General features: G+C 32.6%; 20 protein-coding genes. 12 read left to right on the forward strand and 8 right to left on the reverse strand.

Annotation, left to right across the window (positions count from 1 at the left end):
• Positions 1-8: 8 nt before the first annotated feature.
• Positions 9-977 carry a transporter gene (locus tag BSF41_RS13220; RefSeq protein ID WP_095929963.1) on the reverse strand — a complete coding sequence of 323 codons (969 nt, stop codon included), beginning with the start codon at positions 975-977 and terminating at the stop codon, positions 9-11.
• A gap of 123 nt (positions 978-1,100) precedes the next feature.
• Between BSF41_RS13220 and BSF41_RS13225 the strand changes: the two genes are divergently transcribed.
• The 6 genes from BSF41_RS13225 (at position 1,101) to BSF41_RS13250 (ending at position 9,032) form a co-directional block, all read left to right on the forward strand.
• Positions 1,101-1,394: a DUF4834 family protein gene (locus BSF41_RS13225; RefSeq protein ID WP_095929994.1), complete on the forward strand. Its 294-nt coding sequence runs from the start codon at positions 1,101-1,103 to the stop codon at positions 1,392-1,394.
• 49 nt (positions 1,395-1,443) lie between these two features.
• On the forward strand, positions 1,444-3,900 hold the full coding sequence (locus BSF41_RS13230; RefSeq protein ID WP_095929964.1) for a YfhO family protein: 2,457 nt from the start codon (positions 1,444-1,446) through the stop codon (positions 3,898-3,900).
• Between the two features lie 63 nt (positions 3,901-3,963).
• A complete protein-coding gene (locus tag BSF41_RS13235) occupies positions 3,964-5,250 on the forward strand; it encodes a glycosyltransferase family 4 protein (RefSeq protein WP_095929965.1) in 1,287 nt (428 codons plus the stop codon).
• A 35-nt stretch (positions 5,251-5,285) separates the two neighbouring features.
• A complete protein-coding gene (locus BSF41_RS13240; RefSeq protein ID WP_095929966.1) occupies positions 5,286-6,755 on the forward strand; it encodes a polysaccharide biosynthesis C-terminal domain-containing protein in 1,470 nt (489 codons plus the stop codon).
• Between the two features lie 96 nt (positions 6,756-6,851).
• The gene (locus BSF41_RS13245; RefSeq protein ID WP_095929967.1) at positions 6,852-8,504 is read left to right on the forward strand and encodes a mechanosensitive ion channel family protein; all 1,653 of its coding nucleotides are present in this window, start codon (positions 6,852-6,854) and stop codon (positions 8,502-8,504) included.
• 228 nt (positions 8,505-8,732) lie between these two features.
• Positions 8,733-9,032, forward strand: a complete 300-nt coding sequence (locus BSF41_RS13250) for a hypothetical protein (RefSeq protein WP_172426902.1) — start codon at positions 8,733-8,735, stop codon at positions 9,030-9,032.
• Between the two features lie 89 nt (positions 9,033-9,121).
• Here the strand turns inward: BSF41_RS13250 and uvrA are convergent, their stop codons facing one another.
• Positions 9,122-11,917: an excinuclease ABC subunit UvrA gene (gene uvrA, locus BSF41_RS13255; RefSeq protein ID WP_095929968.1), complete on the reverse strand. Its 2,796-nt coding sequence runs from the start codon at positions 11,915-11,917 to the stop codon at positions 9,122-9,124.
• A 518-nt stretch (positions 11,918-12,435) separates the two neighbouring features.
• Here uvrA and BSF41_RS13265 point away from each other — a divergent pair.
• Entirely contained in the window at positions 12,436-13,020 is a 585-nt protein-coding gene (locus tag BSF41_RS13265; RefSeq protein ID WP_095929970.1) for an RNA polymerase sigma factor, read from the forward strand.
• A gap of 745 nt (positions 13,021-13,765) precedes the next feature.
• Positions 13,766-14,830 carry a tetratricopeptide repeat protein gene (locus tag BSF41_RS13270; protein WP_095929971.1) on the forward strand — a complete coding sequence of 355 codons (1,065 nt, stop codon included), beginning with the start codon at positions 13,766-13,768 and terminating at the stop codon, positions 14,828-14,830.
• A 63-nt stretch (positions 14,831-14,893) separates the two neighbouring features.
• Here the strand turns inward: BSF41_RS13270 and nth are convergent, their stop codons facing one another.
• A complete protein-coding gene (gene nth, locus BSF41_RS13275; protein WP_095929972.1) occupies positions 14,894-15,562 on the reverse strand; it encodes an endonuclease III in 669 nt (222 codons plus the stop codon).
• A 313-nt stretch (positions 15,563-15,875) separates the two neighbouring features.
• Between nth and bcp the strand changes: the two genes are divergently transcribed.
• Positions 15,876-16,328 carry a thioredoxin-dependent thiol peroxidase gene (gene bcp, locus BSF41_RS13280; protein WP_095929973.1) on the forward strand — a complete coding sequence of 151 codons (453 nt, stop codon included), beginning with the start codon at positions 15,876-15,878 and terminating at the stop codon, positions 16,326-16,328.
• Positions 16,329-16,645: 317 nt separating this feature from the next.
• On the opposite strand, the gene BSF41_RS13285 is transcribed toward bcp, so the two are convergent.
• Positions 16,646-18,106, reverse strand: coding sequence for a TonB-dependent receptor (locus tag BSF41_RS13285; protein WP_095929974.1), 1,461 nt, complete (start codon positions 18,104-18,106; stop codon positions 16,646-16,648).
• A gap of 90 nt (positions 18,107-18,196) precedes the next feature.
• On the opposite strand from BSF41_RS13285, the gene BSF41_RS13290 reads away from it, so the two are divergent.
• From BSF41_RS13290 to BSF41_RS13300, 3 genes are read left to right on the forward strand one after another with little or no spacing between them, the layout of a single operon-like run.
• Positions 18,197-18,961: an MBL fold metallo-hydrolase gene (locus BSF41_RS13290; protein ID WP_095929975.1), complete on the forward strand. Its 765-nt coding sequence runs from the start codon at positions 18,197-18,199 to the stop codon at positions 18,959-18,961.
• Between the two features lie 12 nt (positions 18,962-18,973).
• Positions 18,974-19,477, forward strand: a complete 504-nt coding sequence (locus BSF41_RS13295; RefSeq protein WP_095929976.1) for a hypothetical protein — start codon at positions 18,974-18,976, stop codon at positions 19,475-19,477.
• A 46-nt stretch (positions 19,478-19,523) separates the two neighbouring features.
• Complete coding sequence (locus tag BSF41_RS13300; protein WP_253251821.1) at positions 19,524-19,961, forward strand: hypothetical protein; 438 nt, start codon at positions 19,524-19,526, stop codon at positions 19,959-19,961.
• Positions 19,962-20,025: 64 nt separating this feature from the next.
• Here BSF41_RS13300 and BSF41_RS13305 read toward each other — a convergent pair whose 3' ends face one another.
• The 4 genes from BSF41_RS13305 to BSF41_RS13320 all read right to left on the reverse strand — a co-directional run bounded on the left by BSF41_RS13305 (position 20,026) and on the right by BSF41_RS13320 (position 22,962).
• The gene (locus BSF41_RS13305; RefSeq protein WP_095929977.1) at positions 20,026-20,595 is read right to left on the reverse strand and encodes a cysteine hydrolase family protein; all 570 of its coding nucleotides are present in this window, start codon (positions 20,593-20,595) and stop codon (positions 20,026-20,028) included.
• A 56-nt stretch (positions 20,596-20,651) separates the two neighbouring features.
• Positions 20,652-21,296 (reverse strand): alpha/beta hydrolase, encoded by a 645-nt coding sequence (locus BSF41_RS13310; RefSeq protein ID WP_095929978.1) that lies wholly within the window; start codon positions 21,294-21,296, stop codon positions 20,652-20,654.
• 83 nt (positions 21,297-21,379) lie between these two features.
• Positions 21,380-21,706 (reverse strand): hypothetical protein, encoded by a 327-nt coding sequence (locus BSF41_RS13315; RefSeq protein ID WP_095929979.1) that lies wholly within the window; start codon positions 21,704-21,706, stop codon positions 21,380-21,382.
• Between the two features lie 5 nt (positions 21,707-21,711).
• Positions 21,712-22,962, reverse strand: a complete 1,251-nt coding sequence (locus BSF41_RS13320) for a dihydroorotase family protein (RefSeq protein WP_095929980.1) — start codon at positions 22,960-22,962, stop codon at positions 21,712-21,714.
• Positions 22,963-22,971 lie beyond the last annotated feature (9 nt).

Genomic DNA, 22,971 nt, shown 5'->3' on the forward strand with positions numbered 1-22,971 from the left:
TTTATGCTTTATTCGTATTTTGCTTTACGTTTTCTTTCTTTTTCCTGATAATCAACTTTTTTCTCGTTGTCAGGATTCTTTTTAGCTCTATCTGCCGCTTTATTTTCAATTTGTTTTTCTTTGTACCATCCGTCATAACGCCATGATACACCAACGCCTCCATATACAATAGATGGTGTGTTTTTGAAATTAGTACTTATAGAAGCATCAACCTGCATATTCGAAGACAGCAAAAAAGCAGCTCCTGCACGAAGGATTGAATCACTATAAAAATCACTTTTATGTCCTTGGTTTTCAATAAAACCAGACCATCTATCATTAAATCCGTGCGTCAAAGTTAAGATATATCCGTAACTTGGATAGTCTGTACTGATATAATCTGCAAAAATATTAGTTACAAACACCCAAGATCCGCCTCCTAGCAAGTTTTGCGTGATCAATGAAACTTTAGGTGAAATTTCGCCATCTGGAGAAAAATAGTAAGGATTATTTGCGCCAACAAAATTAGCTCCAGCAAAAACTGAAACCGCTGGAATTAATTCGCGCCATTGAAAATTACGATTGGCTCTATAGCTGTAAATGTTTACTTCTCTCTTGTAGTTTTTGTATGGGTCATAAATAAGATATTTAGCTCCTAAAACCGTTTGTCTGAAATTGTTCTTTTTATAGCTAGTATAGGGAGTGTCAAAGTTTTCTGTTTGGTATTGTAAATCAACAATAAATTCTAGTTGTTCTAAAAAAGCTCCATATCTTAGGGTTAAATCTGTACCAAATCCGCTGGCATCATAATCTAATAAATCGTGCTTTTCTTTAATTCCATAAACACCAAGTTCAGCTTGAATTACAGATTTTCCGACAGCATATGCTGACATGGTTTCTCCTGGGCGGTTGGAATTAATAACATCAGTATATTGTGCAAAAAACAGTTGTGGAATAAAAAAAAGTACCGGGGCAAGTAAGTTTTTAATTTTGGACATATAATTTTTTTTGGATTAAAAAATAATAACGCATTTCAAATGTACATATTTTATTATTTATTTAAGATTCATATTTTATTTTTAAGGAATGGATTTATTAATTTTGGAAAAAAATATATAGTTATGCAAGAAGCATCATTTTCAGGTTTGTTTAAGACCATCATGTGGGTTATAGCTTTTTATTACATTTTTAAATTTTTAGCTAGAATCTTTTTGCCAGTATTGGTTAAAAAGGCGGTAGAAAATGCTAGTGAAAATTTTCAAAGACAGCAACAGCAGTATAATCAAGGCAATACGTATCAGAACAATCAACATACAAGTAATAATGATGAAATAATCATTAATACCGCTAATGCTAAAAACCCGCGCGAAACCAAAAAAGTGGGAGAGTATGTCGATTACGAAGAAATAGATTAGATTTGTGTCCTGAAAATTTAGGATTCATTTTAACCCAAACTAGCCAAAATTGAAAATAGTAAATAAGTTCTATCCGCATGCCCTTGTTATCTTGGGCTTTATTTTTGTTTCGTTAATTTATTTTTATCCAGTTCTGCAAGGAAAACAAATCTTCCAGTCTGATATTGCTCAATACACCGGAATGGCAAAAGAGCAAAACGATTTTAGAGCAACGGAAAATGCTGAACCTTATTGGACAAATTCAGCTTTTGGTGGTATGCCAACATATCAGCTTGGAGCAAATTATCCGAACGATTTTATTGGTAAAGTTGATGATGTACTGCGTTTTCTTCCGCGTCCTGCAGATTACTTATTTTTATATTTCCTTGGTTTTTATGGTTTGTTATTGGTCTTAAAAACAGATCCGTTGAAAGCTTTTATTGGAGCTATAGCATTTGGTTTTTCAACTTATATGATCATTATCTTAGGAGTTGGTCATAATGCCAAAGCGCACGCTATTGCTTATATGCCTTTGGTAATTGCAGGATTTATACTCGTCTTTCAGAAAAAATATATTTGGGGAGGTTTGCTCACCATGTTTGCTGTGGCACTTGAAATTAGTGCTAATCACTTCCAAATGACCTATTATTTATTGATATTCTTATTGATACTTTCAGGTTATTTTGCTTTTAATTTTATCAAAGAAAAGGACTTTAAAGGACTTTTAATTTCCTTGGGAGTTCTACTCGTTGCCGGAATTTTTGCTTTAGGAGCTAATGCTGGAAATTTAATGGCAACAAATGAATATGCTAAATACAGTATTAGAGATAAAAGTGAGTTGACTTTTAATCCAGACGGATCAAAAAATGAAACCACAGCTTCTATGACAACCGACTATATTACAGAATATAGTTATGGTATCGCAGAAAGTTTAAATTTAATTGCTCCAAGAATTTTTGGAGGTTCAAGCCACGAAAACGTGGGTACAGACAGCCGTATGTATGCATTTATGCTTGAGCAGGGAGTTCCTGCATCTCAAGCTCAGGATTTTGTTTCTGGAATGCCAACGTATTGGGGAGATCAGCCAATCGTTTCTGCACCAGCTTATATTGGAGCTGTAGTTTTCTTTTTAGCAGTTTTAGCTTTATTTATAGACGAAAGAAAAATTAAATATGTTTTTCTTACCGGAGCACTTTTTACTTTGGTGCTTTCTTGGGGGAAAAACTTTTCGTTATTGACAGACTTTTTTATAGAATATGTTCCTCTTTACGATAAATTTAGAGCTGTATCTTCAATTCAGGTTATTTTAGAATTGTGTTTCCCTGTTTTAGCAGTTATGGGATTACAATCATTCTTTAAAGCTAAAGATGAACCAAAATTACAGCAGAAAGCATTAGTGCAAACAGGAGTTTTTGGTTTAGGCGTACTTGTTATTTTGCTAATAGCAAAAAGCTTCTTCCATTTTACTGGAATGAACGATAGTGCTTATTTGGAAAGCTACGGGCCAGGTTTCGTTGATGCCTTAAGAGAAGACCGAATGACGATGTATTATGCGGATTTATTAAGATCTGGATTCTTAATTATAGTGACATTTGTAGTGCTTTGGATGTTTGTAAAGAATAAATTCTCTCAAACAACTACTTTAGTTGTAGTTGGATTGGTAATGATTTTTGATTTATTCTTTGTAGATAAAAAATACGTTTCTGCCAAAGATTTTGTTAGCCCAGTTCAGATTGCAGCTCCTTTTCAAGAAACGCAGGCAGATTCTCAGATATTAAAAGACACTTCAGTTTATCGTGTGTTTGACCTTCAGGGACAATTGCAAGGTAGATCTTCTTATTTCCATAAAACAATTGGAGGTTATAGTGCTGTAAGACCTAGAAGAATGCAGCAATTGTATGATTATCAAATTGCTAAAAATAACCTTGAAGTGCTTAATATGTTGAATGTTAAGTATGTAATTCAAGTAGATAAAGATGGAAACCAAATTCCTGCTGTTAATCCAGACGCTAACGGAAATGCTTGGTTTGTGGGTGCAGTAAAACTGGTAAATAAACCAGACGATGTAATGAAAGCATTGAATACTTTAGATACTAAAAAAGTAGCAGTTTTCAATGTTCACGAACATGAAGGTAAATTTCCGAACGCTCGTTTAAAGAAACCTTGGGATACAACAGGAACAATTAAAGTAGTAGAGTACAAACCAAATTATATCAAATACAAATCTGAAAATAACGGAGATGGTTTAGCCGTTTTCTCTGAAATGTATTATAAAAATGGTTGGAACGCTTATATTGACGGTAAATTAACAGATCATTTCCCTGTTGATTATGTTTTGAGAGCAATGGAAATTCCTGCAGGAAAACATACTATTGAATTTAAATTCGAGCCTCAGATTATTCAAACTGGAGGAACCATTACGTTAATAAGTTCAATCGGAATGTTGTTGCTTTTAGTTGGAGGAATTTATTTTGAGAAATTCTACCGTAAAGATTCAAAAAGTAATAACGGAGATACTCAAAAATAATTTAAATCTTTGCATCACTTAGTGAATACTTTGTGAATCTCTGTGGAACTGAATAAATCCTAAATGGAACAAAAAAAACTTTTAATAATTACCTATTATTTTCCACCTGCAGGAGGGCCTGGAGTACAGCGTTGGCTGAAATTTGTAAAATATCTGCCCGAATTTGATGTTCAGCCAATAGTTTATGTTCCAGAGAACCCAACTTATCCAATTGTTGATGAAGGTTTGGTAAGTGAAATATCAGATAAAGTAATTGTTCTAAAGAATAAAATTTGGGAGCCATATCAATTGGCTTCTATTTTTTCAAAAAATAAAACCAAGAAAATCAGTTCTGGGATTTTTCCGCAAAAGAAAAAACAAACTTTTTTGGATAAAACTTTTCTTTGGGTTCGTGGAAATCTTTTTATTCCAGATGCTCGTGTGTTTTGGGTAAAACCATCAGTTTCTTATTTAGAAAAATACATTCAGGAAAATAATATTGATACGATTGTAACTTCTGGACCTCCACACAGTTTGCACTTAATTGGTTTAGAATTACAGCAGAAATTAAAAGTAAAATGGTTTGCCGATTTCCGTGATCCTTGGACAACAATTGGCTATCACAAAGCGCTTCGTTTATCTTCTTATGCCGAAAAAAAACATAAGAACTTAGAACACAAAGTGCTTAATTCTGCAGATGAAATCATTGTAACAAGTAAAACTACAAAAGCTGAATTTGAGGCTATTACCAATAAGCCAATTACGGTAATCACAAACGGTTACGATGTTGAAACTGTCGAAAAACAGACGCTAGACACTAAATTCACTTTAGCCCATATTGGTTCATTCTTATCTGATAGAAATCCACCATTTTTATGGGAAGTTTTAGTTGAATTATTGCAAGAAGTTCCAGAATTTAAGACGCATTTAGAAATAAAATTAATTGGAGCAGTAAGTCAAGAAGTTCTAGATGCTATTCAAGAACATCAATTAAATGATTATTTGAATTTGGTGGGTTACGTTTCTCACAAAGAAGCCGTTTCGCATCAACGAAAATCTCAAGTTTTACTTTTAATAGAAATTAATTCTGAAGATACTAAAAGCATTATTCCAGGAAAATTGTTCGAATATATGGTCTCAAACCGTCCGATAATCGCTATCGGGCCTCAAGGTTCAGACTTTGCCGATATCGTTACGCAGACCAATACAGGAGTATTTTTTGATTATTCTGAGAAAGCGAAGTTAAAAAGTGTAATTTTGGACTTTTTTAATCAGTTTTTGGAGGGGAAATTACAATCGCATGGAATTGGTTTACAGCAATATTCGAGAAAAAACCTGACCAAACAATTAGCACAGCTGATTAGAGGATAATTATTTAAAAATAAAATACAATCTAAACTCAAGAAATGGGTATTGTCTTAAATCAGTCTTTTAAAAACACTATAATTACATACATTGGTTTTGGTATCGGAGCCATTAATACATTATACCTTTATCCCGTTTTTCTTGGGGCAACTTATTACGCATTAACCAATTATGTTACTTCTGCAGCAAACGTAATTATGCCTTTGTTTGCAATCGGAATGCAGAATACGCTTGTAAAGTTTTATTCGCAATATGAAACAGAAGAAGAAAGAGAGCAGTTTTTGTCTTTTACCGCACTGTTTCCCATTTTAATGTGTATTCCGTTAGGACTTATCGGAATCTTCTTCTATGACGATATAACCGATTTTGTTTCTAAAGAGAACCCGGTTGTTCGTGAGTTCATGCTCCTTATTCCGTTTATTGGAATCTGCATGGCCTATTTTGAAATATTTTACGCTTGGGCGAGAGTACACATGCATTCTGTTTTCGGAAACTTTATTAAAGAAGTCGGTTTAAGACTGCTTTCTACATTTGCCTTGATCGGATTGTATTTCAATTGGATCAGTTTAGTTGAGTTTGTTTATGTAACTGCGGGTATTTATTTTCTGGCTTTTATTATCACAATGTTTTATGCATTTTATATTAAAAAGCCGAATTTCCAGATTACAATACCAGAAAATGTAAAAAGTGTAATGGAGTATACTTTTTATATTATCTTGTCAGGAAGCGTTGCCAATTTGCTTCTGGATGGAGATAAGCTGATGCTGAATCAATACATGAAGATTGAAAATATTGCTTATTATTCAGTTGCTACTTACATCGCTTTGGTTATTTCGGTACCAAGTCGTGCCATGCATCAGATTGTGTATCCGATTACGGCAAAGTTAATGCATGAAAACAAACACGACGAATTGAATCAGCTATACAAAAAAACGTCAATTAACTTACAGATTGTCGGTGGATTTGTAATGCTGTGTATTTTTGTGAACATTCATCAATTGTATGAATTGGTTCCAAAAGAATACAGCGGAGGTATTTCAGTTGTATTTATGATTGGTCTTTCTAAGTATTTTGACTTGATTTTAGGAAATAATAATGCTATTATTTTTAATACCAAATATTACCGTATGGTATTGTATTTAGGATTAATGCTTGTTGTTCTGACTGTAATTCTAAACATGATATTTATTCCGATTTTTGGGATTTTTGGTTCTGCCTTTGCAACACTTTTGTCTATTACTTTATATAGTTTTGCAAAACTGCTTTTTGTGGTAAAAAAACTTCATTTATACCCTTTTACAAAACAGACTATTCATTCGATGCTCTTAACCTTTGCATTGTTTTTATTGTTCTATTTCTGGGAATTCCCGTTTTTTCAATTAATCAGTATTGCTTTAAAATCGATATTAGTAACTATTTTATATCTGTATTTGAATTATAAATTTAAGATTTCACCAGATATCAATAATGTTATTGATTCAATTTTTAAAAAATTAGGTTTTAAAATTTGATCTGATTTTTCTGTAAAAAAGAAAGTAATTTAAAAATCGTAGCTTTTTTGTTTTTATATTTGTTAGAAAGGATAACTAATTTATTTCTAATAGAATATGAAAATAAAAGTACTTAGGTTATTAGCTTTGTTTTTTGTCTTGTTTTCTTTTTCGGTAATCGCCCAGAATAATAATCTGAAAAACCAAGAAAAAGAATCTGCAACAGTAAAACTAAAAGGTTATCCTGTTAAGCCTTTTAATGATACAATTTTTTCTATTTACCATAATGTAGGCTCCTTTTCTGCAAAAGAACGGGCTCAATACATTACTAATAAAATTAAGAGATTGTACAATGAGTCTTTTTTTGAAAAAGATTCTATAAAAGTTATTCCTTCAGATGTTTCTATGGATATTGTATATCAAAGCGATTTGGTGATAATGTCTGTTTTAGAAGCCGATGCAAAAGCCGAAAATAGCACAGTAAGCGCGATTGCCAATCGCAATTTAGCTAAAATTAAAAGTGCAATAATCTATCAGAATGAAAATTATTCGCAGCTTCCTAAACGAATTGGTTATACAGTATTATTAACTCTTATAATTGGATTAGTTTTATTTTTGATATCGAAAGTTTTCAATTTCATAAAAAGATATATTGTAAAAAATAGAGCTAGGTATTTTAAAGGAGTCAGTTACAATTCAATTAATATATTATCTCCAGACAAACAGTTATTTTTGTTCCTTCGATTTTTTGGGATTATAAAAATAATTACGCTTATTTTAATCGTATATCTTTCGCTTCCTGTTTTGTTCAGCATATTTCCTGCTACAAAAGACTATACAACAACATTGCTCAAATGGATTTTAACGCCAGCTAAATTGGCTTTTATGGGATTTATCAGCTTTTTGCCAAGCTTGTTTACCATAATTGTAATCATCATTATTTTTAAATACTCTCTTAAAGTAATTAAGTTTTTCTTTTATGAAATAAAATCAGAAAACATTAAAATTGATGGCTTTTATAGTGATTGGGCATTACCGACATTCAACGTGATCAGACTTTTAATGTACGCTTTTATACTGGTGATTATTTTTCCGTATTTGCCAGGTTCAGATTCACCTATTTTTAAGGGAGTTTCTGTATTTGTCGGAGTTTTATTCTCGCTTGGTTCTTCTAATGCCATTGCTAATATGGTTGCAGGTTTGGTTATTACCTATATGCGTCCGTTTAAAATAGGGGATTTTATAAAAATTGGTGATGTAAGCGGAGAAGTAATTGAAAAAACGGCCTTGGTCACCAGAATCAGAACACCAAAATTTGAAGATATAACAATTCCAAATGCTACCGTTTTGTCAAGTACTTCAACCAATTATTCGGCAAATACAAATCAGTCTACAAACGGATTGCTAATACATACCACAGTGACAATTGGATATGATGTTCCTTGGAAAGACATTTATGCCGCCTTGATTGATGCCGCTTTAAAAACGGAAATGACAGAAAAAGAACCTAAGCCATTTGTGCTTCAAACCAGTTTAGATGATTTTTATGTTTCGTATCAAATAAATGTTTACACCAAAGAACCAACCAAACAACCAAGGATTTATTCTTCACTTCATCAAAATATTCAAGATTCTTTTAATGCTGCAGGTATAGAGATTATGTCGCCTCATTACAGTGCTTTACGAGATGGAAACACAACAACAATTCCGCCTAATTATTTAAAAGAGGATTATGAATCTCCTGTTTTTAATATTAAAAGTAAAGGTTAAATAATTGATAACGAGTAATTAAATTTAAAACTTTAACACATGGATACTTTGTAATTAATTGAATAAAAATTAACTTTATCATGAATGTTTGTCAGTACTTTGCTCAAAATTCAGTTTTTTTTCTAATAAAACGACTAGATGTAGGTGTTTATTTATTGTTAGGAATTAAATAGTTTTGAAGGAAATTACGAATAAAGTGTAACCAGAATTAATTGTAGATTAGAAATTATGAAGTACAATCATCTCAGCCATGAACAAAGCATGCAAGTATTTTCTAATATGATATCAACCAAAGTTCATAATGGATTTACTTTAGAAGAAAGAAATGATGAATTGCTTTTCGCAGTTTTATCTAAAGGTGGTAAAGTGGTTAATCACAGTTTGAATTTTTTGATTTTTTGTTTAACTCTAGGTTTATGGTCATTTGCATGGCTGTACTTAACCTTTGAAGCTTCAAAACAAAAAAAGATTTTAGTAGCTATTGACGAAGATGGTCTTCCTTTTGAGGAAAGATGTTTGGTAGCATAAGAACGCTAAAAAAACGAGAAATAAATAAAGCCATAAATGCAAATTAATCAATTGCATTTATGGCTTTGTTATTTAAAAACGGGTAAGATTTATAGTTTGTCTTTTAAGTAAACTCCCGTTACCGATTCTTTTACTTTTACAATATCTTCTGGGGTTCCAGATGCCAATAAATGACCTCCATTTTCTCCACCTTCTGGACCTAAATCAAGTATCCAATCGGCGCATTTTATTAAATCTAGGTTATGTTCGATTACAATGATCGAGTGTCCTTTTTCAATTAAAGCATCAAACGAAGCTAAAAGCTTTTTAATATCATGAAAATGAAGTCCGGTCGTAGGCTCATCAAAAACAAATAATGCTTTGTCTTTTGTTGCTCCTTTAACTAAAAAGGAAGCCAATTTAATACGCTGTGCTTCTCCACCAGAAAGTGTAGAAGAAGATTGCCCTAACTGAACATATCCTAAACCTACATCTTGAAGAGGCTGCAATTTTTGAGTGATTTTAGCCTGTTTGTTTTTTTCGAAAAAGGCAATCGCATCGTCAATTGTCATGGTAAGAATGTCATTGATATTCTGATTGTCAAAAGTAACCTCTAGAATTTCTTTTTTAAATCGCTTTCCACCACAAGTTTCACAAGGTAGCGAAACATCGGCCATAAAGACCATTTCGACATTGATAGAACCTTCTCCTTTACAAGTTTCGCATCGTCCTCCGTCAACATTAAAAGAGAAGTGTTTCGCCTGATAACCTCTTATTTTTGATAATTTTTCTTTAGCATACAAATCACGAATATCATCATATGCTTTGATATAGGTAACTGGATTTGATCTTGAACTTCTTCCAATCGGATTTTGATCTACATACTCAATATGCTTAATTTGCGAAAAAGATCCAGAAATTTCAGTAAATTGTCCTGCTTTTTCAGAGGCGCTTTCCAGTTTTTTCTGTACCGCAGGAAACAAAATCTTCTTAATCAAAGTACTTTTTCCACTTCCAGAAACTCCTGTAACAACAGTTAGAACATCTAGTGGAAAAGTGACATTAATATTCTTTAAGTTGTTTTCGCGTGCGCCAATAATATCAATATGATTTTTGAATTTTCTTCTTTTCTTTGGAACAGAAATTTCTAAATCGCCATTTAAATATTTTGCGGTCAAAGAATCAGATTTCAAAATTTCATCATAAGTTCCTTGTGCAACCAATTTTCCTCCAAAAGTTCCAGCTTCGGGACCAATATCAATAATCATATCGGCAGCTTTCATAATATCTTCGTCATGCTCAACCACAATTACGGTGTTGCCAAGATCACGAAGAGAAAGCAATACTTTAATTAGTCTTTCAGAATCTTTGGGATGCAGACCTATACTTGGCTCATCCAAAATATACATCGATCCAACCAAACTGCTTCCAAGCGAAGTTGCTAGATTAATACGCTGAGATTCTCCTCCAGAAAGTGTAGCAGAATTTCTATTTAAAGTAAGATAATCCAATCCAACTTCGGTTAAAAAAGATAAACGATTATTAATTTCAACCATCAAACGTTTAGCAATCTGCTGTTCGTACTGATTTAATTCAATGTTTTTGAAGAAAGTAACCAAATGCTTAATTGGTAAATCTACCAAGTCAGAAACCGTTTTTCCGTTTATTTTTACGTAAGATGCTTCTTCGCGCAGACGTTTGCCTTTACAAACATGACATTTTGTTTTTCCGCGGTAACGCGAAAGCATTACACGATTTTGAATCTTATAATTTTTTTCTTCCAATTCTCTGAAGAAATCATTAAGTCCTTGAAAATACTGATTTCCAGTCCAAATTAAATCTTTCTGTTCGTCTGTTAATTGAAAATAGGGTTTGTGAATTGGGAAATCAAATTTATAAGCATGTTTGACCAATTCATCTTTGTACCAGCTCATGCTCTCGCCACGCCATGGATAAATAGCGCTTTCATAAATGGATAATGAAGTGTTCGGAACAACCAGATCAGCATCAATGCCAATTATATTTCCATAACCTTCACAAACAGGGCAAGCTCCATACGGATTATTGAAACTGAATAAATGCACATTTGGCTCTAGAAAAGTTATTCCATCAAGCTCAAAATTATTCGAATAAGAAAATCTCTTTTCGGCATTTAATTCTTGAAGATAACAAATTCCTTTTCCTTCAAAAAAAGCAGTTTGTACAGCATCAGCCAGACGGTTATAAAATTCTTCTTCCTCTTTTACAACAATACGGTCAATGATCAATAAAATATCTTTATTGTCTAATTGATGTAAATCTGAAGCAGAAAACTCGTCTAAACGAACCATTTCATTATCAACCAAGATACGGGCAAAACCTTGCTGTAAAAGCACTTTTAGTTTATCTTCTAATTGTCTGCCTTCTTCAAGATGAATAGGAGCAAGAAGTAACCATCTGCTATCGAGTGGAAGATTTTTAACGTCGGAAATAACATCTGTAACGGTATTTTTTTTGACTTCCTGCCCAGAAATAGGAGAGTACGTGCGTCCAATTCTCGCAAACAAAAGTTTGATGTAGTCGTAAATTTCTGTAGAAGTTCCTACAGTCGAACGGGCGTTGGTTGTGTTAACCTTTTGCTCAATAGCAATTGCAGGTGCAATGCCTTTAATGTATTCTACCTTTGGTTTGTCTAAACGGCCTAAAAACTGACGCGCATAAGAGGATAAACTTTCTACGTAACGTCTTTGTCCTTCGGCATATAAAGTATCAAAAGCTAAACTCGATTTTCCTGATCCTGAAAGACCTGTAATGACAACCAGTTTATTTCTCGGAATTACAACATCTACATTTTTTAAATTATGTACCTGTGCTCCTTTAATTATAATATTTGATTTTGGATCTATTTTAGAAAGGTCAATTTGCATAAAAAAGTCAATTTTTACAAAAGTAATCAATTTTGAATTGGATTTAGTTAAGGATTTAGTTCCAAATCTTAACTATTTTAATCTTTTAGGATTCTTTTTTGAACTGCATTTTAACTTAAAAAAGATGCTTTTTGCATGGAAATAAATTGTTCTGCGAAAAAAATATTAAACAATTGTCTGCTTATTCCGAGAAAAAATTGTAATTTGAATTTTGATTTGAATGAATAAGTAAATATTATCTCGTTAATATTGAGGTGTTTAGATGTATTTTTTAACGCTTTTAAGCCTCTTTTGTTTTGTGAATTTTTAGCTGTTTGTACGTAAATTTTATGTTTATTGTACATTAATAAAAGTTTTACTAATAATTATTAATGATTTTATTTGCTTTTTAAAACTAAAATTTGTTAAATTTGGTCACAATATTAACATAACCTATAAAAAAGAAACGCCTATATAAAAAAACTACTTTTTAGAAAATACTCCAAATTTTAAAATTAAAACTAAAAAAAGTAGTTATTATGGCTGATCTGCATACTCCAGACGCTCTATTAGTAAAAAATTATGTTGACGGTAGTGAAGCTGCACTTGCAACATTAATAAAAAGGCACGAGTCTAAGATATATGGATTTATATATTCTAAGATAGCTGATAGAGATATTTCAAATGATATTTTTCAAGATACATTTATTAAAGTAATTAAAACTTTAAAAAGTAATTCGTACAACGAAGAGGGTAAATTTTTGCCTTGGGTTATGCGTATTTCTCATAATTTAATTGTAGATCATTTTCGCAAAACAAAGAAAATGCCAATGTACAGAGAGACAGAAGAGTTTTCTATTTTCTCTATTATGTCAGACGATACCTTGACAATTGAAGGCAAAATGATTGTAGATCAAGTAGAACTTGATTTAAAAAAGCTAATAGAAGAGCTGCCAGAAGACCAAAAGGAAGTACTGGTGATGCGTATGTATCAAGATATGAGCTTCAAAGAAATCTCTGAAATAACAGGCGTTAGCATCAATACAGCATTAGGAAGAATGCGTTATGCGCTAATGAATTTGAGAAAAATAATAGATAAACATCAAATTATTTTAACCAACTAATACTATTTTGATAATAAGCCCGTTATATTAGTATAAAATATTCTGATAGTATGGGGAAAATTTACTCAAAAAAAGCATTAGCTTCTAAAAATCTTAAACCTAAAAAAGAAGTTGTTTCTTTTTTATTGAATTATTCAAGAGCCTTGACTGTAGTTAAGATTGAGGATAAAAATTTTGAGATTATAGCTAACTAAACAGCCCACTGCTCCTGTCGGATGTTTATCAAAAATAAACCAAATGGTCGTTTTGGTTTAAGAGCTCACTGTTTGTATATTTAATATACAAGTAGTGAGTTTTTTTTATTTCTACTTTTTCTGATTTAAAAAACATAAGGTTTTTACATCATTTTTCTCTTGTTTTGTTAAAATTTAAAAATTTGATGAGAATTTATATGTTTATTTGGTTTTTAATTCTATTTTAGTTAAAAAACTAACTTTTTACTCGAATAAAATACTTTTATAAAGTGTTATTCGTATTGAAAAGTTGATTAAGATAAGAATTAGAAAAACAATACATTAAAAATTAAATATTTAACCCCAAAAAACAGATCGTTTATGAAGAAAAACTACCCTGCTTTATTTTGTTAAGTTTGATGCTCATTTGATTTTTGAGAAAATATTTGGACCAGAAAATGTTTACTCACAAATGGTAATAAAGATAATTTTTAAACCAGTTTAATTATCTCTTTACTGTGCCTCAAAAGAACTAAGAAAAATCATTTAATCACCAAAACTTAACCGTAAAAATGAAAGAGAACATTAAAGTGTTGTCGTGCTTATTATTGATGAGCATTGGCGCATTTGCCCAAAAAGACAAAATTAAGGAAGCGCAGTCTTTATTTGATAAAGGAAATAGTCAAGACGCTTTGACTATTTTAACTAAAACAGAATACCTTATTCTTAATGCTTCTGATGAAGACAAATCTGATTACTATTTCTTAAAAGGTAATGTCTTAAAAGATTTGGCTGTAAAAAACATAGATGCAGCAAACAATTTTACATTGGCATCGCAATCGTATCAAGACGTTTTCTTATACGAGAACGAATCAGGAAAATTTAAGTGGACCATTAAAGCTAATATGGCTTTAAAAGACATGAAAGCTAGTCTTGTAAATGGTGCAATGGCAGATTTTAAAGCCGAAAAATACAAAGAAAGTGCCGAAAAAAGCTATAAGGTATATTTGTTTGATAAAAAAGATACCATAAACTTATACAATGCAGCATCTTCATCTCTAAATGCCAAAGATTTCAATGCAGCTGTGACTTACTACGAACTTCTGAAAAAGATTAATTATTCAGGAAAAGGAGTTTTGTACTATGCGACAAATAAGAAAACAAAAGAAGAAGACGTTTTTATTTCGCCAAAAGCTAGAGAGTCGGCAATACAGCAAGGTCTTTACGAAAAACCCAGAACAGAGTCTGTGCCTTCTAAAAGAACAGAAGTCAACAATAACCTAGCTTATGCGTATCTTGAAAAAAAGGATTATCCAAGAGCAGAATCTATTTATAATTATGTTCTGGAATTAGACCCGAATTATGTTGATGCCTATATTAATTTGGCTTATTTGAAATTGCAAATGAAAAAAGATTTGGCTGATGAAATAGCATCATTAGGAACTACTCCAGCCGAAATGAAGAAATATGACAAACTGAACGCTCAGAAAGATGATATTATTCGAAGCGCAATTCCGTATTTGAAAAAAGTATTGGTTCTTGAACCGAAAAATCCAGATGCTACCAAAACATTATTGGGCGTTTACAGGTCGCTTGATATGAATGCAGAATATAATGCTTTAAAAGCGGGAATGTAATTTTCTTAAAAAGATACAAAGTTGAAAAATAACAAAGGTGCAGATGTTTTTTATCTGCGCCTTTTATTTTTTGACCTTATTTGTACTTTTTTCCAACTCTTCAATTAGAGATTTTTTACCAACTGTTTTCGTTATAATATCTTTTTCAAGATTCCAGCCTCTAGCGGGCGAATATTCTCGGCCGTACCAAATAATTTGTAAGTGCAAATCATTCCATAAATCTCTAGGAAATAATCTTTTAGCATCTTTTTCGGTCTGCGCTACATTTTTGCCGTTAGATAGATTCCATCTGTACATCAAACGGTGAATATGTGTGTCTACAGGAAAAGCGGGCACGCCAAAAGCTTGTGACATTACCACACTTGCCGTTTTATGTCCAACAGCAGGTAAGGCTTCAAGTGCCTCAAAACTCTGTGGAACCTCGCCATTATACTTTTCAATTAAAATTTCAGATAAACCATAAATGCCTTTAGATTTCATAGGGGATAAACCGCAGGGACGAATAATTTCTTTGATTTCTTCCACCGACATTTTAACCATATCATACGGGTTATCAGCTTTTGCAAATAATAAAGGTGTAATTTGGTTTACACGAACATCGGTACATTGTGCAGATAATAAAACAGCGATCAAAAGCGTATAAGGATCTTTATGATCAAGCGGAACAGGTATAGTAGGGTAGAGTTCTTTTAATTTATCAATAACAAATTGTACGCGAGCTTCTTTATTCATTTCCGTATTTTTAATGTTGTAAAAATAGTATAATTTTAATGATGTGCCTAATCCAGCTTTCCGTTTCAACTCCTCATTATGCTAGTCACATTTTTAAGTATTTAAAAGAGCTTCCTTCGGTCGCTTTTTAAATACAAAAAATGTAGACTATCATAATTCCGGGGTTTTCACTTCAATCTGGGGCAAAAAGAAGTTGCAAATTATGAGCCGTGAGTTGTAAGTTATAATTTATCTTTGTGAATAATCTAAAATCAAAACTACAGAATCAGTAATCTAAATTCTAAAATCAACAATCTAAAATAAAAAAAAAGGTATGACAACATTAAAAGTAGGAGATAAAGCGCCAAATTTTTCAGGAACAGATCAAGACGGAAAAACACATAAGCTAGCAGATTATGCTGGAAAAAAATTAGTTGTTTTCTTTTATCCAAAAGCAAGTACGCCAGGCTGTACGGCTGAAGCTTGCGATTTAAGAGATAATTTTCATCGTTTTCAAGCAAATAATTATGAACTTCTTGGAGTTAGTGCCGACAGTCAGAAAGCGCAGATAAAATTCAAAGAAAAATACGAATTGCCATTTCCTTTACTTGCAGATGAAGACAAATCGGTTATTAATGCATTTGGAGTTTGGGGACCGAAGAAATTCATGGGAAAAGAATACGACGGAATTCATAGAACAACTTTCGTAATCAACGAAAAAGGAATTATAGAAGAAGTAATAGAAAAAGTAAAAACAAAAGAACACGCTTCGCAGATTTTGAAGTAGAGATTTTTGTTTCAAGTTTTAGGTTTCAAGTTTCAAGTTGCCTGTTGGGACTTAATTTTAACGCAAAGTTCACAAAGTTTTTCGCAAAGCTCGCAAAGGTTTACAGTTTGAATTAAAGTTTTTTTTAAGTCCTCAAAGCTTAGAAGTATAGATTATATTACTTTGAGGACTTAAAAAACTTTTACAAAGCTTTATATAATTTCTCTGCGAGCTTTGCGAAAAACTTTGCGAGCTTTGCGGTAAAAAAAAATACCCACTCCAACAATAACCTGAAACCTGAAAGATAAAAAAAAGTCCCAATAAAGGGACTTTTTTTATTACGTATTTTGTTCTAATTCTTTCTGAGGATGATATCCAAAAAGGTGATGTTCTTTTATAATTTCAGGAATTCCAGGAGGAAGCATTGGTTCCCAGCCAGGTATGCCTTGATTGATCATTTTTAGGATTTCTCTAGAGAAAACATCCAAGATATTCGGATCGTAATCTTCAATATCAACCACTTTTCCGTTGAATTTAAAGAATTTATACAATTCTTTCATTCTAGGATGAACCTTTAAGTTGTTCGAATTCATTAATGAGCCATCTTCATCTAACATAGGATATAAGAATACTTTCATATCACGATAGAATAATTTACCGAAAGCTTCTAGGATTCCACCACTTAAATGACGATAATACTTCTCGTCAAAAATATCAACCAGGTTGTTTACGCCCATCGCTAATCCCATACGAGCTTTGGTGTAATTGGCGAAGTATTCTACAACTTTATAATACTCTTGAAAATTCGAAATCATAACTGTTTGGCCAAGAGAACAAAGTAATTCGGCTCTGTCCATAAAGTCACGCTCGTCAATCTCACCGTCAGAACGTAAATTGGAAAGAGTGATTTCAAAAACAACCAGAGTGTTATTTTTTTCAACTTTATTTTCTTTAAGAAACATTTCTAATGATTTCTCATACATGTCCATATTTACTTTAGTAACAGGACGGAAACTTCCTCTTAAAGCTAAAAGGTTCTTTTTGTATAAGATAGCTGCTGGCAGAATGTTTTTTCCTTCAGGATTAAACATTACGGCATCTGTCATTCCGTTTTTAACCAATTGCAAGCTTATTAAACGATTGTCTACATCGGCAAAACGAGGTCCAGAAAAGTTAATGGTGTCGATCTCTAATTGATCTTTATCTAAGTGATCGTATAGGTAACGAAGTAATCGTTTTGGATCGTTGTATTTGTAAAAAGCACCGTAAATTAAGTTAACTCCTAAAATTCCAAGTGTTTCTTGTTGTAATCTAGCGTCGGTTTCTTTAAAACGAATATGTAAGATAATTTCGTTATACGCTTCGTCTGGTTCAATTTGGTATCTAATTCCGACCCAGCCGTGACCTTTAAATTGTTTGGCAAAATCTATTGTGGCAACAGTATTAGCGTAGCTAAAAAAAAGTTTTGTAGGGTGTTTTTCACGACTTAAACGCTCTTCGATGATTTGTCCTTCATGTGTAAGCATTTTTTTCAGTCGCTCTTCAGTAACATATCTTCCGTCGCTTTCAGTCCCATAAATGGCATCACTAAAATCTTTATCATAGGCAGACATCGCTTTTGCAATAGTTCCCGACGAACCTCCTGATCTGAAAAAGTGTCTAACTGTCTCTTGTCCAGCACCAATCTCAGCAAATGTTCCGTAAATATTTTCGTTTAAATTAATGCGTAACGCTTTGTCTTTTATAGAAGGAATCTGTTCGATGACCTTGTCACCCTTGAGTTTTATTTCTGTACCCATTTTGTTTTAAATAGATTTGTTACAAAGTTAGTAAATTAGGCTTCTAATGAAAGAGAAATAATCCTATTTTTGTAAAAAAATTAAGTTCAATTGAAGGTTTATTTTTTAGGTACAGGTACTTCTCAAGGTATTCCAATTATCGGAATCGATCATCCCGTTTGCAAAAGCACTGATGCTAAGGATAAAAGGCTTCGTGTATCCATTTGGATAACATGGGGCGAGCATTCTTATGTAATAGATTGCGGCCCCGATTTCAGACAGCAAATGCTTTCTTGCGGATGCCAAAAATTGGATGCAATTCTCTTTACTCACGAACATGCAGATCATACTGCAGGTTTAGATGATATCCGCCCGTTTAATTTTAGACAAGGAGAAATTCCAATTTACGGACATGAACGCGTTTTAGATAATCTAAGACGTCGTTTTGATTATGTTTTTGAAACAGTAAACAAATATCCAGGGGCACCAAGTGTAAAAACAATCGAAGTGCAAAACAATGCACCTTTTGCAGTTGGCGATAAAGTGGCAATTCCGATAAATGCTATGCACGGTGATTTGCAGGTTTTTGGATATAGAATAGATGATTTTGCTTATCTGACAGATGTAAAAACCATCGAACAAGCTGAAATTGAAAAACTAAAAGGGCTGAAAGTTTTGGTTGTAAATGCTTTGCGTGTCGAACCTCACAATACTCATTTCAATCTGCAAGAAGCACTTGATTTTATTAATCTTGTTAAGCCCGAAAAAGCGTATTTAACGCATATTAGCCACGTTTTAGGATTTCATGAAGAAGTGCAGCAAAGCCTTCCTGAAAATGTTTTCTTGGCTTACGATAATTTAGAAATTACAATTTAATTATACCACACAATGAAAAAATCCTTAATGCTTTATCTTTTTATTCTTGCCATTTTAATGAATGTCTTTACTTATGCGTTCTACAGCGGTGAAGTAAAATTTGCGCAGAATAGATATGATAAAACAACTAAGAAACTAAGAGATAGTATTAGTCTAGTAAAAACTCAATTGGCAGAAGCTGATTATTTTTCTTTAGAGCATAACGAAAATGCACAAAACTACTTTGATAACAGTGCTTCTGGCGGAAAAGTGATTTTGTATGAGAAGCTAATTCCGGTTGTAACTGAAAAACTGTTAGATTTCAATGCAAATCCAAAAGGAAATCCTTATACAGGGCAAGATCAAATAGGTCCAAACAAATTTATCATCAATAAAGTAAAAATTTTAAATCACCGTTGGATCATTGCAGATTATAGCAATGGAGAATTATGGGGAGAAGTCTTGTTAAAATACTTTGTTGATAACGATGATAATATTACCTTTGAAGTAAATCAAACTTGGTTATATCAAAAATAGGATTTTATAATCCTATTTTTTTTGACCTTTAAATAAATTTAGGATTATGAAAAAGATATTTTTGTTTTTGATTATGGCAAGTGCACTTTCTTGCGGAAAGAAAGTTTCTCAAGAAAATACCAGCACAACTACTGCAACTCCAAAAGAGTCACAAAAAGAAGGTGTGGTTGGAGGAGATTCGGATTCGCATGGCTGTAAAGCTTCGGCTGGTTATACTTGGTCAACGCTTAAGAAAGAGTGTATCAGGGTTTTTGAAAATAGCACAAAACTGAACCATGCTGAAGATGGAAAAACCTATTCTACGGTTTCCTATGTAATTTTTGACGGAAATAAAGCAGAACTTTTCTTAGATACTCAGAAAGAATCTATCATTCTGGAAAGAAAATCGGAAGGTGATTCTTGGGTTAACGGCGATTGGCAGTTAATTCCTTGGAAAGGATATGTTCTGAAAAAAGGAGAGAAGATTCTTTATACAGGAGAATAAAAGTAACATGTAAAAAGTGAAATGTAAATTTGTTCAATCATTTTACATTTCACTTTTTACATATTTAAATAATTTCTTTAATAAAATCAGAAGCAACAACCCGAGCAAATTCTTCGTTTAAACTTGCTAAAGCAGTCTGATGTATTAATTCGGCAGAGAATTCTTCTCCATTTAGACCTTTTTTATTGAAAGTTGCGGTTGCATCCGAAACTAAATATACTGTATAACCAAAATTACCAGCCATTCTAGTTGTTGTAGAAACACAGTGATCTGTAGTTAAACCAACAATAACAAGATTCGTGATATTAGCATTGTCAATTAGTTCTTTTAGGTTTGTTCCTATAAAAGCACTATTGACATTCTTTTTGATTATTGTTTCTCCCTCAAGAGGTTTCACAATATCCTGAAATTCATTTCCAGGATTTGTTTCGTTTAAAATCGAATTTGGATTTGAAGAACAATGCTGAACGTGAAAAATAGGCAGTTTTTTAACTCTCCAAATTTTCAAAAGTTCACCCGCTTTTTCTTCTGCGTCAACATTATTTCGGTCTCCGCCCCAATAGGCAACATCGTTAAATCCTTTTTGAATGTCAATTAAAATCAATGCGGGATTGTCAAGTTTTGAAATACTCATTTTTTTAGATTTAGAAAGTTAGATTGGCTGAAAACTAAAATACTGAACACTGGTCACTAACCAATCAGCCAATTCTTAAAATCAAAGAAATTCTGAGGCGCAACTCCATGTCCAACTGGATATTCTTTGTAAACAACTGGGATCTCTAGTTTCTCTAAAATCGCTGGAGTTTTTCTCGCCCATTCAATCGGAATAACTTGATCTACAGTTCCGTGTGAAGCGAAGAATTTTAAGTTTTTGAAATCATTGTTTTCAAAACCTTCTTTGATGATTTCTTCATTAAAATAACCACTCATTGCTACCACTCTTTGAATTTTTTCTGGATAAGAAAGCGCCGTTGCATAACTTAAAATAGATCCTTGGCTAAATCCGATTAAAGTTACATTATTAGCATCAATTGGGTAATTGGCAACCAATTCGTCAATGAAATTAGCAATTATATCACGAGAAGTTTTTGCTTGCTCATTATCTGAAAATTTATTTTGATCGGCATCGAAATTAATCGCGTACCAAGCGTAAGCACCATATTGTAAATCGTAAGGTGCTCTAGCAGAAATAATGTAATAGTTATCTGGAAGTTCAGAAGCAAAAGAAAATAAATCGGCTTCATTGCTGCCGTATCCGTGCAATAAAAGCAATAACGGATTTTTATCTAAAATTACTTTTGGTTCTCTTATTTTATATTCTAAAGATAGATTCATTTTTTTAATTGTGAATTGTAAGTTGTGAATTATGAATTTTCCAACTTTGGGATTTGGAATTTTTTAATTGAAATTTGAAAAACCTATCCGATTTTCTTAAACCATTTCTGAAATAATTCCCCAACTAGCGGAATAGGTCTTGTTTGTCCTTGAATAGCATTAAAAATACCGAAAGTCCATAGAATTGAAATGCAAATCCACATTGGGAATGTGATAAAAAAACTATCGAAATTACTGATGATTGCTCCTAAAGAAATAAAAGATAAAGATAAACCTAAAGCTTGACGGATGTGAAAAGAAGCAAAACTGTTTTTGTTTTCAGAATTCATGCTCATGGCGATCAAAACACCAATGATTAGAATGTAACTTGTAATAGCAATTGGTTTTCCTTCTTCGACTGAATTATTCATTTGTATTATTTTGTAACTAGTTTATTTTGATTTAAAATTCCGTACACAGAACCTTTAAGTTCAGTCCCTAAAAAAGCAGAATTTTTAGATTTTGAAAGAATGTTTTCTTTCGTAAAAGTTGATTTTCCTTCTGTTGCAAACAAAGTAATATTAACTTTTACACCTTCTTGAATTGTATTGTTTTCAAGACCAAAAACAGTTCTTGCAGCAGTAAGTTTTGCAACTATAGTTTCTACCGGTAAAACCGTTAATAAAGCTCCAAAAGCGCTTTCTAAACCAATCGTTCCGTTTTTAGCTGTATCAAATTCCATTTTTTTGAATTCAATATCAATCGGATTATGGTCTGAAGTAATCAAGTCGATAGTTCCGTCAGCAACTCCGTTAAGCAAAGCTTGTCTGTCAACTTCTGTTCTTAGTGGTGGCGTTACTTTAAATCGAGTATCGAATCCGTCCAGTTTTTCATCCGTTAAAACCAAATGATGTACAGATGCGCTACAAGTTACTTGTAGACCTTTAGCTTTAGCTTCTCTAATTAATTCAACCGATTTTGCTGTAGAAATAGTTGGAATGTGAAGTTTTCCGCCCGTATATTCCAACAAAAATAAATTTCTTGAAATTTGCAGTTCTTCTGCCAGATTTGGAATTCCTTTTAAACCTAATCTTGTCGAAACAATCCCTTCGTTTGCTACACCATTTCCTTTAATGTTTGGATCTTGCGAATAAGCGATTACCAATCCGTCGAAATCTTGAACATATTGTAAAGCGATTTTCAGGATATTAGCATTGTCGATGCTTTTGTTGTAATCTCCAAAAGCAATCGCTCCAGAATTTTTCATATCAAAAAGTTCTGCCATATCTTTTCCTTCGCTGGCTTTAGTTAAAGCGCCGATTGGGAAAATTTCTGTAGCAAAACCATTTGCTTTATTTTTTACAAAATTTACCTGAGATTGATTGTCAATAATTGGTAAAGAGTTGGGCTGTAATGCAATTGCTGTAAATCCGCTTTTGGCAGCAACATTCAATCCGTTTGCAATAGTTTCTCTGTCTTCGTAACCTGGCTCGCCCAGCGAGACACTGCTATCAAACCAACCTTGAGAAACATGAAGATCATCAAATCGTACTACTTCTGCATCGTCATTTGGAAGAGAAACGCCTATTTTTTCTATTACACCATCTGCAATTAAAAGATCAACGGTCTGATTGTGAAACGGACTTTTTGAGTCGATAATTTTGGCGCTTTTGATGATTAGTTTCATATGTAGATA

It is taken from the genome of Flavobacterium sp. ACN2 (assembly GCF_002303885.1).
Classification (GTDB): domain Bacteria; phylum Bacteroidota; class Bacteroidia; order Flavobacteriales; family Flavobacteriaceae; genus Flavobacterium.

Coding starts and splice junctions, on each gene's coding strand:
- BSF41_RS13310 (WP_095929978.1), bottom strand. CDS start 21,296: ATGAATCTATCTTTAGAATATAAAATAAGAGAACCAAAAGTAATTTTA.
- bcp (WP_095929973.1), top strand. CDS start 15,876: ATGACAACATTAAAAGTAGGAGATAAAGCGCCAAATTTTTCAGGAACA.
- uvrA (WP_095929968.1), bottom strand. CDS start 11,917: ATGCAAATTGACCTTTCTAAAATAGATCCAAAATCAAATATTATAATT.
- BSF41_RS13285 (WP_095929974.1), bottom strand. CDS start 18,106: ATGGGTACAGAAATAAAACTCAAGGGTGACAAGGTCATCGAACAGATT.
- BSF41_RS13305 (WP_095929977.1), bottom strand. CDS start 20,595: ATGAGTATTTCAAAACTTGACAATCCCGCATTGATTTTAATTGACATT.
- BSF41_RS13240 (WP_095929966.1), top strand. CDS start 5,286: ATGGGTATTGTCTTAAATCAGTCTTTTAAAAACACTATAATTACATAC.
- BSF41_RS13225 (WP_095929994.1), top strand. CDS start 1,101: ATGCAAGAAGCATCATTTTCAGGTTTGTTTAAGACCATCATGTGGGTT.
- BSF41_RS13265 (WP_095929970.1), top strand. CDS start 12,436: ATGGCTGATCTGCATACTCCAGACGCTCTATTAGTAAAAAATTATGTT.
- BSF41_RS13250 (WP_172426902.1), top strand. CDS start 8,733: ATGAAGTACAATCATCTCAGCCATGAACAAAGCATGCAAGTATTTTCT.
- BSF41_RS13320 (WP_095929980.1), bottom strand. CDS start 22,962: ATGAAACTAATCATCAAAAGCGCCAAAATTATCGACTCAAAAAGTCCG.
- BSF41_RS13315 (WP_095929979.1), bottom strand. CDS start 21,706: ATGAATAATTCAGTCGAAGAAGGAAAACCAATTGCTATTACAAGTTAC.
- BSF41_RS13235 (WP_095929965.1), top strand. CDS start 3,964: ATGGAACAAAAAAAACTTTTAATAATTACCTATTATTTTCCACCTGCA.
- BSF41_RS13245 (WP_095929967.1), top strand. CDS start 6,852: ATGAAAATAAAAGTACTTAGGTTATTAGCTTTGTTTTTTGTCTTGTTT.
- BSF41_RS13270 (WP_095929971.1), top strand. CDS start 13,766: ATGAAAGAGAACATTAAAGTGTTGTCGTGCTTATTATTGATGAGCATT.
- nth (WP_095929972.1), bottom strand. CDS start 15,562: ATGAATAAAGAAGCTCGCGTACAATTTGTTATTGATAAATTAAAAGAA.
- BSF41_RS13300 (WP_253251821.1), top strand. CDS start 19,524: ATGAAAAAGATATTTTTGTTTTTGATTATGGCAAGTGCACTTTCTTGC.
- BSF41_RS13295 (WP_095929976.1), top strand. CDS start 18,974: ATGAAAAAATCCTTAATGCTTTATCTTTTTATTCTTGCCATTTTAATG.
- BSF41_RS13220 (WP_095929963.1), bottom strand. CDS start 977: ATGTCCAAAATTAAAAACTTACTTGCCCCGGTACTTTTTTTTATTCCA.